Raw genomic sequence first — 15,772 nt, 5'->3', positions numbered from 1 at the left:
CGCCGTTTCGCGGTCTTTCACGATGCCGATTTCGCGGGCTGCACCGGCTGCCCGACCGACTGGGAATAGCCATGCAGCGACTGTTCGTCGTGTTATTCACCGCGTTTCTGTCGACCTTGGCTGCGGCCAACGAAGTCGCCATCGCGCCCACCGTGTCAGCCGACGGTTTGCCGCCGCTCGGCGCCACCTGGCTGTCCGAAAACCCTTACCGCGGCAATCCGGACGCCCCGGCTATCGGCCAGCAGGCCTACAACCAGGCCTGCGCCCGCTGCCACGGGGCCGACGCCAGCACCAACGCCGCCCCGGCCCCCGACCTGCGTAATCTCAACCGCTATTGCCGGCGGATTGCCGATGCCGAGCTGAACGCCGCCTGCATGCGCGACAACGACGCCTATTTCGCCAAGAGCGTGCGCCACGGCAAGGTCATCGTCGGCGTCATCCACATGCCGCCGTGGCAGGGCGTGCTCAAGCAGGAACTGGCCTGGGCGATCCAGACCTTCATCGAATCCCGATCCGCTCAGTAAGCAAACTTCCTGGCGCCGATAATCTCCTTCTGCCGGCCAAAGCAGCTTTCCAGGCGTTTGCGCAGCGCATCCGGCACGTCTTGCAGCGTGGCGTGCAGCCACCACTGGCCGTAAACAATGCCGGCCATGTCCTTGATGATGGCGCTGGCCTGGTCGGCTGAAAGATCGACATGCGCCGCCGATTGAACCGCCAGTTCGAGGCTGGATTCCTGCGTGGAACCGTCGATCGATAGCATCTGGTAGCCGCGATTGGTCAGTTGCGGGACGACGTCGAAGGCCGGCGACAAGACGTAACGATCCCTGCCGGCCCATAACATGCCGTGGTTTTTCAGGTGGTCGTCGGTATTGTCGATGAGCCGGTTGAAGATCAGGCGCTGGAAGAGCTCTCGGAGGTCGGCGCCCAGCCGCATGCTGAGAAGGCGGATGACGCGGGCAAATTCGACATAGCTGCCGGCGCTCGACGCGTAGGGAATATCGAGCAAGGCGCTGGCCGTTCGAGGTAGCCCAGGCCGTAGGCCAGATGGCCGCTTTCCTGAAGATTGTTGCGTTCGAGCTTGAGCAGGGCAGCCGTCGTCGGCGCCTCGTCCCCCGGCAGGTAAAGACTGACGTAGAGCGCGCTTTCAGAAATCCCGTTCGTCATCGCCGATTCCTTTCACCGCCGGGCGTGCCCGTTGGCTACGTTTGTTGCCGAGCATGCCGATGTCCAGCGGACTGAGTTGTTCCATGTCTGCCAGCCGCCCGAACAGCCACAGGGCGTGGGCCAGCAAGCCCAGGCTGACCGTCGGCTTGCCGTTTTCCAGGGCGCGATAGGTGGTCGGCGAACAGAGCAGGCGCTCGGCCGCCTGTTCCAGCGTCATGTTCTGGGCCAGACGCCGGGCGCGCAGGCGCAGGCCGAGGTCTTTCAACATCGCCAGCGATTCGGGGGAGGGCAATGATGCTGTTCGTTGAGCGTGGCATGGTTAATAAACTGTCGGTTAAATACTATAAAAGATAGTTTATTGTTTTTTTTGATTTGTATACCCGGTGCGATGCATTCCCACGGTCAACCCGAAAAATGCCCAAAAATGAAAAACGGCGCGAGGGCCGAAGCCGTCGCGCCGTAGCAAGCAGGCGCCGGGGGTGGCGCCCATGGGAAAAAATGAATCAGTTCTTATGCAGCTTGAAGACCCACACCGAACCGCCCTGTTCGAGGAAGTTCACGCGCTTGGCCACGTCGCCGCCCCAGAGCGGAACGGCGCCGCCCCAGCCGGTCGTCACGGCGATCATCTGCTCGCCATCCTGTTCCCAGCTGACCGGCGGTGCAACGATGCCGGTACCGACGTTGAACGACCACAGTTCCTTGCCAGTCTTGGCATCAAGCGCCTTCAGGAAACCTTCCGGCGTGCCATGGAAAACCAGACCGCCAGCGGTGGTCAGGACGCCGCCCCAGAGCGGAGCGTAGTTCTTGTTTTCCCAGACGATCTTGCCGGTCTGCGGATCAATGGCGCGCAGGGCGCCGATGTAGTCGTCGTTCAGCGCCTTGATGGTGAAGCCGGCGCCGAGGTAAGCCGCCCCCTTCTTGTAGGAAACAGGTTCGTTCCAGATGTCCATCGACCACTCGTTGGCCGGCACGTAGAACAAGCCGGTTTGCGGGCTGTAGGCCATTTGTTGCTGGTTCTTGCCGCCCAGGAAGGACGGAGCCGAGAAGACGACCTTGCCCTTCTTGCCATCGGCGCTGGCGGTCGGGTCGCCCGGACGGCCTTCTTCGATGTAGTTCGGACGGCCCGTTTCGAGGTTGAAGCCGGTGGCCCAGGTAATCTTCTTGACGAACGGGTAGGCGCCAAGCAGCTTGCCGTTGGTGCGGTTGTTCACGAAGAAGAAGCCGTTGCGGTCAGCCTTGGCGCCAGCCTTGATGATCTTGCCCGTCTTCGGGTCCTTGTAGTCGAAGGAAACGAATTCGTTCACGCCGTCAAAGTCCCAGCCGTCGTGCGGGGTGCCCTGGAAGTGCCAGGCGATCTTGCCGGTGTCGGCGTCGATGGCGACGGTGGACGACGAGAACAGGTTGTCGCCCGGGCGCAGGTGGCTGTTCCACGGGGCCGGGTTGCCGGTGCCGGCGAAGATCAGGTTGGTTTCCGGATCGTAGGTAGCGCCGTTCCAGGTGGCAGCGCCGCCGGTTTGCCAGAGGTCGCCAGACCAGGTGGCGTTGAGGGTGCCGGAAATGCCGTTTTCGATGGCCTTGCCGTCGGCGCCGTAGCGATAGCCCATGTGGCCTTCGACGGTCGGACGGGACCAGATCAGCTTGCCGGTCTTCGGATCGCGGGCGTCGATGCGGCCGACAGCGCCGAATTCGCCGCCGGAAATGCCGGTGATCAGCTTGCCTTTGGCGATGATCGGGGCGGCCGAGGCGGAGTAGCCGGCAGCGTAGTCACCGAGCTTTTCCTTCCAGACGACCTTGCCGGTATCCTGGTTCATGGCGACCAGTTGGGCATCCAGCGTCGCGAAGATGACCAGGTTGTCATACAGGGCGGCGCCGCGGTTGATCACGTCGCAGCACGGCATGATGCCGTCCGGCAGGCGGTGCTCGTACTTCCACAGCTTCTTGCCGGTCTTGACGTCGATGGCGAACAGGCGGCTGTAGGAGGCGGTGACGAACATCTTGCCGTTGGCGATGACCGGTTGCGATTCCTGGCCGCGCTGCTTCTCGCCGCCGAAGGACATCGACCAGGCCGGGACCAGATCTTTTACCGTCTTGGCGTTGATCTGGCTGGATGGGCTGAAGCGCTGGCCCTGGGTGCCGAGGCCGAAGCTGACGACGTCGCCGGGGGTCTTGGCATCGTTGAGGATGTCGGCGTCAGTGACGCCGGCGCTGGCCGGGCTGCCGGCAAAGGCGGCGGCCGTCAGAAGCGCGAGGGTAACGACTCTCCGCTTGAAAGGGGTGTGACTATGCATGGATTGTCTCCTTGATTTTGCGATGGTTCCAACGCTGACAACCGTGCAGGACACGGCCAGACTGCGTGGAATGACATGCTGGCGAGCCACCTCCATTCCCTGAACCGGCTCGCTGGCAGGGGAGACGATCTGCAAGGGCTGTGCCAAGCCGGGCCGAAATGCCCGGCGCTCCTGTTGGCGGGGGTGACGCCGCCATTTCGCTGAGTTTTTGGCGGGCCGGGCGGTGGGTTGGGCGGCTGTTCCAATAGTCACCACCTGCTCCAAAGTTGCACACCTGGGGTGTTCAGGCGCCGTGACAGTGTCTTGCGCTACGGCGCCATTGCCCACCAGATCAGCGATTGCCCGAAATGCCCCGGTCTTGGCACGCGCTTTGCGAACGGTTCTGAGCAAAGAGCCTAAAAGGCAAAAGGAGCGAGACACGATGAAATACCCTCTGACCATAGCGGCAATTGCCCTGGCGGCGCTGATGCCCCCGGCCGAAGCGGCCGCTTTGCGCGAGAGCGGCGATCCGCTCGCCTCGGCGCGCTGGTCGGAAATGCAGAAAGCTTTCCTGGCCGGGGCGCCGGTGCTCTTCGATCCGCGCGTCAAGGTCATTGCGCCGTCGACGGCGGAAAACCCGATGCAGGTGCCGGTTACCGTCGACGCCATGGGGCTGCCCGGGGTGGTCGAAGTCGTCGTTTTCGCCGATTTCAATCCGATCGTTCAGGTGCTGCGCTTCTTCCCCGAAGATGCGCCGGCCTTCCTCGGCTTTCGCGTCAAGTTGCAGCAATCGACGCCGGTCCGGGCTGCGGCGCGCACGGCCGATGGCGTCTGGCATGTCGGCGGCACCTGGGTAAATACGGTCGGCGGCGGTTGCACGGCCCCGTCGGCGGCTGGCGGCTCGAAGGAATGGCAGCAGCGCCTCAACGAAGTGAGTGGCCGCCAGTGGAGCGAAGGCCCGAACGCCGGCCGCCTGCGCCTGCGTATCGTGCATCCGATGGACACCGGCCTGGTTGCTGGTACGCCCGCCTTCTTTCTTGAAGAAATCAAGTTCGCCGATGCCGCCGGCCAGCGCCTGATGCGCGTCCAGACCTACGAGCCGGTCAGCGAAAACCCGGTGTTTACGTTGCAGCGAACCCGTGCCGATGGCCCGGTCGAGGCGACGGGCCGCGATAACAACGGCAACGCCTTCACGGCGAGGATCGCGCCGTGAAACGGCGGCTCTGTACACTGCTCATGCTGGTTGCCGGCCAGCTCGGGGCGGTTGATTTCGACTACCGGCTGGTCCCCGTGCCGGTCGCCCAGGACGTCTACGCCTTCATTGGCAAGACTGAGGATTTCGACACCGTCAACGGCGGCAACATCGTCAACACCGCCTTCATCGTCGCCGCGCAGGGCGTCATCGTCATCGACAGCGGCCCGTCGCTGCGCTACGGCCAACAAATGCGCCGGGCGATTGCCGCGGTGACGGCCAAGCCCATCGCGCTGGTCATCAACACCCACCATCACCCCGACCACTTCCTTGGCAACCAGGCTTTCGCCGATGTGCCGATTGCCGCGCTGGCCGAAACGCGCAACGGCATCGCCGCCGACGGCAACGCCTTCGCCGAGAACCTCTTCCGCATGAGTGGTGACTGGATGAGGGGCACCGAAGTCCAACTGCCCGGCCAGACGCTGGGCGCCGGAGTTATTGAAGTTGCCGGCCGCCGCCTGCGCCTCGTCGCTCTCGATGGCCATACCGGCGCCGATCTGGTCATCGTCGATGCAACCAGCGGTGTGATCTTCGCCGGCGATCTCGCCTTCAACGGCCGGGCGCCGACCACGCCGCATGCCGACGTCGCGCACTGGCTCAAGGCGCTCGACCAGCTCGAAGGGCTGACCGGTGAGCCTGGCTTCAAGGCCTTGCTGCCTGGTCATGGCGCCCCGACCGCCGATGTCGCGCCGATTCGCCAGACCCGTGCCTGGCTGACCTGGCTGACCGCTGCCCTGCGCGACGCGGCGAGAGCCGGGCTCGACATGAACGACGTGCTGGCCCGCCCGTTGCCGCCGGAATTTGCCAGCCTGCCGGTGGCCGCCAGCGAATATCGCCGCTCGGTCGGCCATCTCTTCCCGGCCGCCGAACAGGAAGCGCTGGGGGCGAGACCGTGATCACCGCCGCCAATATCGAGCTGCCGGTCATTCCTACGGTCAACCGGAAATTCTGGGCAATTTTGGGGTTGTCCCTCCTGCTCCACGCCTCGCTGTTCGCCCTGACCTCGTGGCAGCGCCAGAACGGCCCGATCAGCCTGCCGCCCATTTTGGCGTCGATCCGCCTGATCGCCGTTACCGAATCCGGACCTGTTGCCGAAGTCGCCCCGCCGCCGGCAGCCGTCCCCCAGAAGGCCCGGCAGGAAGTACGTCGCACGGAGCGGCCGGCTCCGCGTGCGACGCAGACTGCCGGGCCGGCCAATGTGCCGGCAACTGCGCCGTCGTCCACATCGACGACGGCGCCCGAAAACATCGCTCCAGCCGCTGCTGCGCCGGTTGCCGAAGCGGCCCGCCCGGCCCCGGCCCCGGCCATCGCCCCGCAGCGCCCGCAAAGCGAAGTGCTTGAGGGCTATCGCCAGCGCCTCGGCGAGTTGTTCGCCCGCCATCAGGAATACCCGCGCGTCGCCGCCATGCGTGGTTGGGAGGGCGAAGTGCGCCTGCGCCTGAAGGTGGCGCGCAAAGGCAACCTGCTCGGTGTCGTGGTCGACCGTTCAAGCGGTTTCGACGTCCTCGACCAGCACGCGCTGGCCATGCTCGAACACCTGGCCAGCCTGCCGCCGCTGCCCGAGGCGCTGGAAGCCAACGAAATTCAAGTCGTCGTACCCATCAACTACAAACTCAAGAAAACAACATCATGAGACAAATCCCGCAACGTTCGCTGCTCGCCATCGCCATCTCCGCTGCCTTCGCCCCGGCCTTCGCCGCCGAGGCTGTCGTCACCACGGCCACCGTCGAAGTCGTCGGCACGACGCCGCTATCGGGCATCGGCGTGCCACGCCTGCATCTGCCGGCCAACGTCCAGTCGCTCGACGACCGTCGGCTCGACGAAATCGAAAGCCAGAACATCGCCGAACAACTCGTTCGCCAGGTGCCGGCCGTCACCGTCAATGAAGTTCAGGGCAACCCCTACCAGGCCGACCTCAACTACCGCGGCTTCACCGCCTCGCCGCTGCTTGGAACGGCGCAGGGGCTGTCGGTCTACGTCGATGGCGTGCGCGTCAATGAGCCTTTCGGCGACACGGTCAACTGGGATTTGATCCCCAATTCGGCGATTGCCGGCATCGACCTGATTCCCGGCTCCAACCCGGCTTTCGGCCTCAACACCCTGGGCGGCGCGCTGTCCATGCGCACCAAGAGCGGCTTCTCGCACCCCGGCGGCAAGTTCGAACTCTCCGGCGGTAGTTTCAACCGCACCAACACCGAGCTGGAATACGGCGGCAACAACGGTACCTTCGGCTGGTACGGCGCTGGCGACTGGTTCCGCGAAGACGGCTGGCGCGATCACTCGCCGTCCGACGTCAAGCAGTTCTTCGGCAAGCTGTCCTTCCGCAACGCCGCCGGCGAAGCCGATTTGACGCTGACCAAGGCGCGTAGCCGGCTGATCGGTAACGGCCTGTTGCCGCAATCGATGCTCGCCGAGCGCCGCGAGTCGATCTTCACGCACCCCGACGAGACGCGCAACGACATGACCCAGCTCGCCCTCAACGGCAAGCTCTGGCTCAGCGACACGCAAAGCCTCTCCGGCAGCGTCTATCACCGGCGGACCAAGACGCGCACGCTCAACGGCGACATGAACGACGATTACGAGAATGACTGGGCAAGCGACCCGACGACGCCGACCGGGGCCAACAACCGGACGCGGACGACCCAGCGCGGCACGGGCCTCGCCGGCCAATGGAATTTCAGCGGCGAGCAGCACCAGCTCGCCGTCGGCGCCTCCTACGACCAGGCCCGCATCAATTTTCAACAGACGCAGGAACAGGGCGATCTCGACGCCAGCCGCGGCGTGACCAATCTGTTGCCGGCCGTCATTGAAAACCAGCTCAACGGCAAGACCAGCACGGCCAGCCTGTTCCTGACCGACACCTACTCGCTGCGGCCCAACCTCCACCTGACCGCCTCGGCGCGCTACAACATGAGCCACGTCACGACCTTCGACGAGCTCAATCGGACGGCGCCGAATCTCGATGGCGACCACAACTATCACAAGCTCAACCCGGCTCTCGGCCTCTCCTGGCAGATCGTCCCGGCGCTCAACGCCTACGCCGGTGTCAGCCAGGGCAACCGGGTGCCGACGCCGATTGAACTCGGTTGCGCCGACCCGGCCAATCCGTGCACGCTGCCCAATTCGATGGCCGCCGACCCGTATCTGAAGCAGGTCGTCGCCCGCACCCTCGAAGCCGGGCTGCGTGGCAAGCTGGCTGGTGAAACCCAATGGAATGCCGGCCTGTTCCGCACGATGAGCAGCGACGACATCCTGTTCGTCGGCACCTCGACCAGCGCCGGCTATTTCACCAACTACGGCAAGACCCTGCGCCAGGGCCTCGAACTCGGCCTCAACGGCAGCCATCGCCGCCTCGACTGGTACGCCAACTACAGCTGGCTGCACGCCACTTTCCGTTCCGACGCCTGCATCCTGGCCGCCAACAACAGCTCGCGCGGCACCACGGCGGAATGCACGGCCGCCGGTCAGGACGACGAAATCCTCGTCAAAAAGGGCAACCACATCCCCGGCCTGCCGACGCACAGCCTCAAGCTCGGCCTGGCCTGGCGCGCCACCGACTGGCTGCGTCTGGGCGGCGACGTCCAGGCCTTCTCCGGCCAAACCGTGCGCGGCAACGAAAACAACCAGCACCAGAGCGGCACCTATACCGACGCCCTGGGCAGCACGCGCACCTTCGACGGCCCGGGCCGCATTCCCGGCTACGCCATCCTCAACCTCAACGCCGAGGCCTGGCTGGGCGGCGGTTGGCAGCTCTTCGCCAAGCTCAATAACGTCTTCGACAAACATTACGCGACGGTCGGCGCCCTGGCCGAAAACCCCTTCGTTGGCGGCAGCTTCCAGGCCGATCCCGACACCTGGCGCCGGGAAACCTTCGTCGCCCCAGGCGCCCCGCGTGCCGGCTGGCTCGGCGTACGTTACGTGTTTGGTGGCAAATGACCTTTCATTTTTGGCCAAAATTTCCGGTTGACCGTGGAATAGCTCCACTCCCTCCCCTTCAAGGGGAGGGTTGGGGTGGGGATGGGTCTCGGGGCTTTGCTGCTGCCATTAGCCACACCCATCCCCCACCCAACCTCCCCCTTGTCCAAGGGGATACCGCCCCTGCGGGACATAAAGGGGGAGGGGTTAAAAAGCTCTCCCTGCACACCCGCGTCGGCCTCGTCCTGACCGCGCTGGCGGCCAGTCTGCTCATCGTTCTCGCCGTTCTCTGGCTGCACAGCACGCGCAACGCCATTCACGAAGAAGTCGAGGCGGCATCGCGCGTTTCCGGGCAATGGCTCAAGGTCGTGCTCGGCGAAATGGACGACGGGCCGGCGGCAACGCGCGGTGAGCGACTGCTTGCCGTCGCCCGCGCCATCGGCCGGGTGCGGGCCAATGAGCTGGAAATCCGCACCGCGGTCGGCGAAACGATCTACCGCTCGCCGGCCCCGAGCTACAAGGCCGGGCGCACTGTGCCGGGCTGGTTTGCCGCTTTGCTGGCCAGCCCATATCCGGCCCAAACCCTGGCCATTGACGGCTACACCTTGACCCTGCACCCCGATGATTCGCGTGCCATCCTCGACGCCTGGGACGATCTGGCGGTCATGGCCGGCTGGGCGCTCGGCCTGCTCGCCGTGCTCTTCGTCGCGACGCGCACGGCGCTCGGCCGCGCCCTGCGCCCGCTGGACCAGATCATGCGCGCCCTCGACCGCACCGGCCGCGGCCGCTTCGACACCCGCCTGCCGGTTTTCGCGACGCCGGAACTTGGCCGCATTTCGCGCGCCTTCAACGGCATGGCCGACCGGCTGGGCGAAGCGGTTGACGACAATGTCCGCCTTGAAAGTGCCCGTGAAGTCGACCGCCAGATGCATGACCGCCTCGAAGAAGAGCGCCGGGTCATCGCCCGCGAACTGCACGACGAACTGGCCCAGGGCATCACCGCCGTCCGCGCCCTGGCCGGCGCCATCGTCCAGCGCACCGCCGACGCGCCGGCGCTGCACATTCCGGCCCAGGGCATCGTCGCCGTTACCGGCGAAATGCAGGACGGCGTGCGCCATATCCTGCATCGCCTGCGTCCGGCGGCCGGCCACAGTCTGGCCGCGAGGCTCGAACGCCAGCTGGCCGGCTGGCAGGTGCAGCACCCGGAAATCATCGTGAACAGCAGTCTGGCCATCGGCGAACAGCCCGTCGCCGACGATCTCGCCATGGCCGTCGTCCGCATCGTGCAGGAAGGCCTGACCAATGTCGTCCGCCACGCCGAAGCTTCGCAGGTCGAGCTGGCCATCAGCCGGGTCGCCGGCTGGCTGCAGCTGACCCTGGCCGACAACGGTCGCGGTCGCCATGGCCAGCCCTCGGCGCAGCCCGGTTGCGGCCTCGGCCTGGCCGGCATGGGCGAACGCATCGCCGCTTTGGGCGGCCATCTTCAATTCGAACAACCGGCCGGCGGCGGCTTCCGCATTTTCGCCCGCCTGCCCGACGCCGTAGCCCAACACTCCCCGGAGGAATTCGCATGAACAAGGCACTGCACGGCAAACGTGTCCTGCTCGCCGACGACCACGCGATGGTTCGCCTCGGCTTTCGGTGCCTGCTCGAAGGGGCCGGCGCGACGGTGGTCGGCGAGGCGGAAAACGGCGAAAGCGCCGTCCGCCTCTACGCCGAAACCAATCCGGACGTCGTCGTGATGGATGTTTCGATGCCCGGCATCGGCGGCCTGGCGGCGCTCGAACGGCTGCTGGCCTGGGACGCCAAGGCCAAAGTCCTGATGCTCTCGGCCCACAACGACGACATCGTGCCGGTGCGCGCCCTGCGTCTCGGCGCCCGCGGTTACCTGTGCAAGCGGGCGGCGCCGGAGGAATTCCTGCGCGCCGTCGGCCAGGTCGCCAGCGAGCGCCGCTACCTCGACCCGGAACTGGCGCAGGCTGTTGCGTTGGCCCAGCTTTCCGGTTCGGCCAACCCGGTCGATACGCTGACCGAGAAGGAGCTGGCCGTCTTCATGAAGCTCGCCGAGGGCCGTTCGGTCAACGACGTGGCCGAGGATTTTTGCCTGAGCCCGAGCACGATCGGCACCCATCTTTATCACATCAAGCAAAAGCTCAACGTGCAGAACGCCGCCGAACTCACGCTCGTCGCCGTGCGCAACGGCCTGATCGAAGCCTGAATGCCAGTCGATCATCTGTTTCCCGAGTGCCGGCCGCGCTGTGTCCGGCAGATGGCGGTCGGCGACGGGCATATCCTGCACGTCGAGGAATGCGGCCCGGTCGACGGGATTCCCGTCCTTTTTCTGCATGGCGGACCGGGCGGCGGTTGCCTGACCGAGCATCGGCGGCTGTTCGACCCGGCTATTTTTCGCGTCGTCCTGATCGATCAGCGCGGCGCCGGGCGTAGCCTGCCGAGTGGCGAATTGGGGGCGAATACGACCCTCGATCTGGTCGCCGATCTCGACTACGTGCGCGAGGCGCTCGGCATTTCCGGCTGGATCGTCTTCGGCGGTTCGTGGGGCAGCCTGCTGGCGCTGGCCTATGCCCAGATTTACCCGGAAAACGTGCATGGCCTGGTCATGCACGGCATCTTTCTCGGTTCGCACGATGAAATCGCCGCCTACGCGCGCGGCCTCGGCGGGTTGCTACAGCCCGCCGAGCCGGGTGATTCACTGACGGCATTTGCCCGGCGCATCTTCGGCGATCAGCCGGAAGTGGCGGCGCGGCTGTGGCTGAACTACCAGCGCCAGTTGGTCGGCAAGGCGCCGCTCGACGGGCCGCTCGACGTGATGCAGCTGGCCCGCGCCCGCATCCAGATGCATTACCTGACGCGCGACTGCTTTCTTGTACCCGGCCAGCTGCTGGCCGGTATCGCCCACATCCGTCATCTGCCGGCGGTCATCGTTCAGGGCATGGCTGATCCGGTTTGTCCGCCGATTGCCGCCGAAACCCTGCATCGAGCCTGGCCCGAGGCAACCTGGGTGCCGGTGGCGAGCGCCGGCCACGACGCCCTGTCGCCGGCCATGGCCCGCGCCTGCATCAAGGCGCTCGGCTGGATGGCGGCGTGCACCGAAAATTTCGACTGAGTTTGCCGGCCAACGCCGCACGGCGTTCGCCGGTATGATCGGCCCATGACCACCATCGACATCGTTTCCGACCTCGTCTGCCCGTGGTGCTTCATCGGCCTGCGCCGGCTCGATGCGGCGATTGCCGAGGTACGCCGCGAGCGGCCCGATTTTGTCTGCGAGAAACGCTGGCGGCCGTTTTTCCTGAACCCCGATACGCCGCCGGCAGGCGAGCCCTACCTGCCGTTTCTCGAAAAGAAGTTCGGCGGGCCGGCACCGGTCGCCGCGCTCTTCGAGCGCGTGCGTGCCGCCGGCCGGCCGTGGGGCGTCGATTACGCCTTCGAGAAAATCGCGGTCCGCGCCAACACCCTGCAGGCCCACCGCCTGATCCACTGGGCGCAGCAACGCGGCGATGCGGCCCGCCTCGTCGAGCGCCTGTTCGTCGCCCAGTTCCAGCGCGGCGAGCGGATCGGCGAACTGGCCCTGCTGGTCAAGGTGGCCGTGGAATGCGGCTATCCCGGCGCGGAAGTCGAACGCTACCTGGCTTCCGGCGCCGACACCGAGGAGGTGCGCGCCAGCGAGCGCCGCTTCCGGGCGATGGGCATTTCAATGGTCCCGACCTTCATCGTCGATGGCCGGCAGGTCGTCGTCGGGGCCGAAGATCCGGCCGTTCTTGTGGCCGCGATCCGCAAGTCGATGGCCTGAGCGTTCCTCAGGCCCTGCTTTTCCCGCGGATAGCGAGAAGCAGCCCGCCGCAGAGTAGCGACCAAACCATGCCGGGTTCGGGTACGGATGAGACCAGCGTCAGGTCGCCGCCACCGTTCACCACAATTTCACCGCCGGCGCTCAGGTTGATGTCGCCGCGCGGCGGCAGGCCAATATTTCCACTCTGGTGCAGCGTAATTCTGGGCGGAGTGCTGTTGCCGATATCGGCGTTGTTCCAACTGACTCCGTTGATCGATACGCCTTCAGCGAGGGTGAGGGGGTCGGCGAGTGAATTCAGTTGGACAAAGGGGGCGACCAGACTGAGGTTGTCGAGGAACAATGAACCGACTGCGCTGATCGTGATGCCGATGTCCGAGTCGATGCTGCCGCCGATCAACGAAAAATCGCCGTCGCAGAACAGCAGGGCGCCGTTGCTCATGTCGAATGACTGGCTACCGGAGCAGCTGGCGGTCGTGATGTTGGCGTTCGATGCGGCTTGAGCAAAAGCGGAAATAAGCAGGGCGGACAGGAGCAGGGAAAGGTGGTGCATGGTCGCCTCCGGCAGAATGGCAATCCCTGAAGTCTGAGCTGTCGGTATGACGCGCGAATAACAGGCGGCGCATGAGCCGGACTCGGCGCCGCCTGTTTTGGCCGGCGGGTGCCGGCGGCTTCCTTACTTGGCGATGTCGAGCAATTCGACTTCAAAAATCAGGGTTGAATTGGGCGGAATGCCGGGCACGCCGCGGCTGCCGTAAGCCAGGTGGGGCGGGCAGACGAGCTTGGCCTTGCCGCCGACCTTGATTTTCTGCACGCCTTCGGTCCAGCACGGAATGACGCGGTTGAGCGGGAAGGCGGCCGGTTCGTTGCGCTTGTACGAACTGTCGAATTCCTGGCCGTTGGTCAGCGTGCCGCGATAGTGCACCTTGACCGTGTCGCTGGCCTGCGGGCTGGCGCCGCTGCCTTCCTTGAGCATGGTGATGGCGATGCCGGAGGCGGTCATTTCGGCCTTCGGCTCGGCGGCCGTGGCCGGGACGGATAGCGCGAGGAGGAGGGCGGTGCTGGCGATGAGGCGTTTTTGCATGTCGGGAACCTTGGTTGCGGGTTGGAAAAATGTTCAGCGCGCACGTTAGCGGGAAGTGGTGACGCTGGCAATCGGCGCATGCGGGATGCGAGCGGCTTGCTACGGTCAACCGGAAAAACCCTCGAAAATCGATCGGCCGGGAAACGGATAAACCGAAGATAAAAGGCGGCAACGCGCCTTGCCGCCGCCGTTTACTCAGTGACGTTGAGGTAAACCAGGGTCTGGTTGAGTAGCTGGTAGCCGATTTCGCCGAAGGTCATCGGCCCGGTGACTTCGCCCGTTCGCTTGCCTTCGAGCTGCGAATGCAGGAAGTTGAGGATGCAGTTGCAGGAAAAGGTGATGTCTGTTCCACCGTCGGGCAAGGCGTTGTGGAAGGCAGCGACATAGTCGGCGACCGGCGCGGCGACGCGGTATTCGATGCCCGCGAAGACCGGGGCGTAGAACTCGACGCAGCGCGCCGTGCGGTCGATGTTGCGGATGCTGACGTTGATCAGTGCGCCGCTGTAGTCGGCGACCAGCGGCAGGCGCGTGTCGATCTGTTTGTCCACCAGGTAGTCGGCGAGGTTGCCGGCCTGGCCGTCGATGCGGCAGTCGCCGGCGCTGAAACCGTTGTTCTCGAAGCGGATCGCGGCGCCGCTGCCGGGGCGGAAGAGGTTGACGATGTCGATCTGGGCGAACTTTTCGGGTGGCAGCGGCACGTCCATGACCACGGCGTCGCTTTCGGAAAATTCGCCGGTGCTGCCGAGCACGACCTTGGGGGTGACTTTGCCTAGATCGTCGAGGTGCACCCCGGCGACCCAGCCGATCAGCGGCTTCATGTACATCTCTTCGAAATTCGGGGCGTTTTGCGCGAAGCCGGCGTGGGTGGCGCTGAAGGCGGGAATGATCAGGATGCTGTAGCCATTGTCCGGCGCGTTGCGGCAGATTTGCGGCAGGCTGCCGGCATCGTAGAAGCGCAGTTGCGGCGGCGCGGCGAAGCCGCTGACCACGCTGACGAAAACCTGTTCGCGGCTGACGACGCCGCCGCCTGCCGCCATAAAGTAGGGGATGGTGCCGCCGATCCAGTGGCCTGGCGGGAGTTGTCTGAGCGCGGCTTCATCGCCGGCGATGCTGAGGTATTTTCCGGCCTTGATGAGTTCGGCGGCGCGGCTGACTGACATCAGTTCTTGTTGGGTTTTCATGGATTTACCGGTGGTGCAGGTCAGTTGCGGACAAGCTGGGCCAGTTCGTGGCCGAGCATTTTTTCGTGGCGGGTGAAGTAGCGCTGCAATTCATGGGCCTTCAGGGCGCGTACTTCGCCATCGCTGATCATGGCGAATTGCTCGCGCAGCTTGGTCAGCAGCAGCTTGAGGCTGAGAATGCGGATGTCAAGCTGCAGGCTGCCGCTGAGCAGATCTTCCCAGATCGGGTCGCCGGCTGCCGGAACCTGGGCCGAGTTCGCATCGGGCGTGCTGCCCGAGCCGGATAGCCCGGATTTGCCGCTGTCCAGACGATGCTTGAATTTCCACAGGTCGGCGACAGGCAGGTCGAGCAGGGCACAGACCGAGGCGAAGCTGACGCCTTGCATGAACATGCTGGCAATCTGCCGGGCAAAGGCGCGGGTGAAGGGCTGATCGTCTTCGCCCAGCCATTGCAGATCGGCGCTTTCGGCTGCGCTGGGGATGACGGCATGGACGAGGCAGCGCGCATTGCCAATGTTGATGTGGCGCCAGACGCTTTCGCGGCCTTGGTCGACCGCGCTTCGAGCGGCGAAAAACCAGCCGCTGCGCTGCGCCTCGCGGGAGACCCAGATGTCGATCTGGTTTTTGCCGAGGTCGTTGCGGACGCGGACAATCCGCCACGGGGCATGAATGGCCAGGGTGTGATGCAGTAATTCTTCAAGCTTCATCGGTTGTCTCCAGGTCGCTCACTGCTTGCAGTGGGTCGGGTTTTTTTGATTTATGCCTTCAGCAAGGAGCGTGCTAGCGGCAAATCGCCGGCTGGGCAGGGTTTTCTGCTCCGGCAACTGTGGAAAAAACGAACGCTTGCTGCAAATCAAAACAGCTGTTCCGACGGTCAACCGGGAAAAGAGCGAAAAATGGAATTCAGTCATCTCATGATTTTCATGAGGCCCGGATGGCGATTGCCGCGTCGCCCGATTTTCGCGTGGCGCCGATAATCGGATCGAGGTCGGCTGCCACGGTCGACCGGGAAATTGGGCCAAAAACGAAATCACGCAGCAACCTGAACAAGACAAAAATCATGAGACAAAATCCGAAGCGCCTCGCTGTCATCCTCGCCGCCAC

General features: G+C 64.8%; 17 protein-coding genes. 9 read left to right on the top strand and 8 right to left on the bottom strand.

The window, feature by feature from the left end; translation table 11 throughout:
- Positions 1-71 precede the first annotated feature (71 nt).
- Entirely contained in the window at positions 72-524 is a 453-nt protein-coding gene (locus tag ADADOO_RS08850) for a c-type cytochrome (RefSeq protein ID WP_511276818.1), read from the top strand.
- Here the strand turns inward: ADADOO_RS08850 and ADADOO_RS08845 are convergent.
- The 3 genes from ADADOO_RS08845 to ADADOO_RS08835 form a co-directional block, all read right to left on the bottom strand.
- Positions 518-1,006, bottom strand: coding sequence for a HipA domain-containing protein (locus ADADOO_RS08845; RefSeq protein WP_511276816.1), 489 nt, complete (start codon positions 1,004-1,006; stop codon positions 518-520). The genes ADADOO_RS08850 and ADADOO_RS08845 overlap by 7 nt on opposite strands.
- Before the next feature lie 138 nt (positions 1,007-1,144).
- Positions 1,145-1,456, bottom strand: a complete 312-nt coding sequence (locus ADADOO_RS08840) for a helix-turn-helix domain-containing protein (protein WP_511276815.1) — start codon at positions 1,454-1,456, stop codon at positions 1,145-1,147.
- A 211-nt stretch (positions 1,457-1,667) separates the two neighbouring features.
- Entirely contained in the window at positions 1,668-3,452 is a 1,785-nt protein-coding gene (locus ADADOO_RS08835; protein ID WP_511276813.1) for a PQQ-dependent methanol/ethanol family dehydrogenase, read from the bottom strand.
- Between the two features lie 421 nt (positions 3,453-3,873).
- Here ADADOO_RS08835 and ADADOO_RS08830 point away from each other — a divergent pair, with 421 nt between their 5' ends.
- Genes ADADOO_RS08830 through ADADOO_RS08795 form a run of 8 tightly spaced genes read left to right on the top strand, consistent with a single transcriptional unit; the run spans position 3,874 to position 12,406 of the window.
- Positions 3,874-4,644, top strand: coding sequence for a quinoprotein dehydrogenase-associated SoxYZ-like carrier (locus ADADOO_RS08830; RefSeq protein ID WP_511276811.1), 771 nt, complete (start codon positions 3,874-3,876; stop codon positions 4,642-4,644).
- A complete protein-coding gene (locus tag ADADOO_RS08825; protein WP_511276810.1) occupies positions 4,641-5,579 on the top strand; it encodes a quinoprotein relay system zinc metallohydrolase 1 in 939 nt (312 codons plus the stop codon). The genes ADADOO_RS08830 and ADADOO_RS08825 overlap by 4 nt, the downstream gene beginning before the upstream one ends.
- Positions 5,576-6,316, top strand: coding sequence for an energy transducer TonB (locus ADADOO_RS08820; RefSeq protein WP_511276809.1), 741 nt, complete (start codon positions 5,576-5,578; stop codon positions 6,314-6,316). Before ADADOO_RS08825 ends, ADADOO_RS08820 begins: the two co-directional genes overlap by 4 nt.
- On the top strand, positions 6,313-8,619 hold the full coding sequence (locus tag ADADOO_RS08815) for a TonB-dependent receptor (protein ID WP_511276807.1): 2,307 nt from the start codon (positions 6,313-6,315) through the stop codon (positions 8,617-8,619). Before ADADOO_RS08820 ends, ADADOO_RS08815 begins: the two co-directional genes overlap by 4 nt.
- Entirely contained in the window at positions 8,616-10,172 is a 1,557-nt protein-coding gene (locus tag ADADOO_RS08810) for a HAMP domain-containing protein (protein WP_511276805.1), read from the top strand. Before ADADOO_RS08815 ends, ADADOO_RS08810 begins: the two co-directional genes overlap by 4 nt.
- The gene (locus tag ADADOO_RS08805) at positions 10,169-10,816 is read left to right on the top strand and encodes a response regulator (protein WP_511276803.1); all 648 of its coding nucleotides are present in this window, start codon (positions 10,169-10,171) and stop codon (positions 10,814-10,816) included. The genes ADADOO_RS08810 and ADADOO_RS08805 overlap by 4 nt, the downstream gene beginning before the upstream one ends.
- Positions 10,817-11,722, top strand: a complete 906-nt coding sequence (locus ADADOO_RS08800; protein ID WP_511276801.1) for an alpha/beta fold hydrolase — start codon at positions 10,817-10,819, stop codon at positions 11,720-11,722.
- Positions 11,723-11,767: 45 nt separating this feature from the next.
- Positions 11,768-12,406, top strand: coding sequence for a DsbA family oxidoreductase (locus ADADOO_RS08795; protein ID WP_511276799.1), 639 nt, complete (start codon positions 11,768-11,770; stop codon positions 12,404-12,406).
- A 7-nt stretch (positions 12,407-12,413) separates the two neighbouring features.
- Here the strand turns inward: ADADOO_RS08795 and ADADOO_RS08790 are convergent, their stop codons facing one another.
- The 5 genes from ADADOO_RS08790 to ADADOO_RS08770 all read right to left on the bottom strand — a co-directional run bounded on the left by ADADOO_RS08790 (position 12,414) and on the right by ADADOO_RS08770 (position 15,579).
- On the bottom strand, positions 12,414-12,845 hold the full coding sequence (locus ADADOO_RS08790; RefSeq protein WP_511276797.1) for a hypothetical protein: 432 nt from the start codon (positions 12,843-12,845) through the stop codon (positions 12,414-12,416).
- A 234-nt stretch (positions 12,846-13,079) separates the two neighbouring features.
- Positions 13,080-13,487, bottom strand: a complete 408-nt coding sequence (locus tag ADADOO_RS08785) for an FKBP-type peptidyl-prolyl cis-trans isomerase (RefSeq protein WP_511276796.1) — start codon at positions 13,485-13,487, stop codon at positions 13,080-13,082.
- A gap of 191 nt (positions 13,488-13,678) precedes the next feature.
- On the bottom strand, positions 13,679-14,668 hold the full coding sequence (locus tag ADADOO_RS08780) for a DUF6976 family protein (RefSeq protein WP_511276794.1): 990 nt from the start codon (positions 14,666-14,668) through the stop codon (positions 13,679-13,681).
- Between the two features lie 20 nt (positions 14,669-14,688).
- The gene (locus ADADOO_RS08775) at positions 14,689-15,375 is read right to left on the bottom strand and encodes a hypothetical protein (RefSeq protein ID WP_511276792.1); all 687 of its coding nucleotides are present in this window, start codon (positions 15,373-15,375) and stop codon (positions 14,689-14,691) included.
- A gap of 18 nt (positions 15,376-15,393) precedes the next feature.
- Entirely contained in the window at positions 15,394-15,579 is a 186-nt protein-coding gene (locus ADADOO_RS08770) for a hypothetical protein (RefSeq protein WP_511276790.1), read from the bottom strand.
- Positions 15,580-15,772 lie beyond the last annotated feature (193 nt).

The organism is Azonexus sp. (genome assembly GCF_036170495.1).
Taxonomy (GTDB): Bacteria; Pseudomonadota; Gammaproteobacteria; order Burkholderiales; family Rhodocyclaceae; genus Azonexus.
The sequence above is the reverse complement of the archived record's forward strand: the minus strand, read 5'-3'. Positions and strand labels throughout refer to the sequence as shown.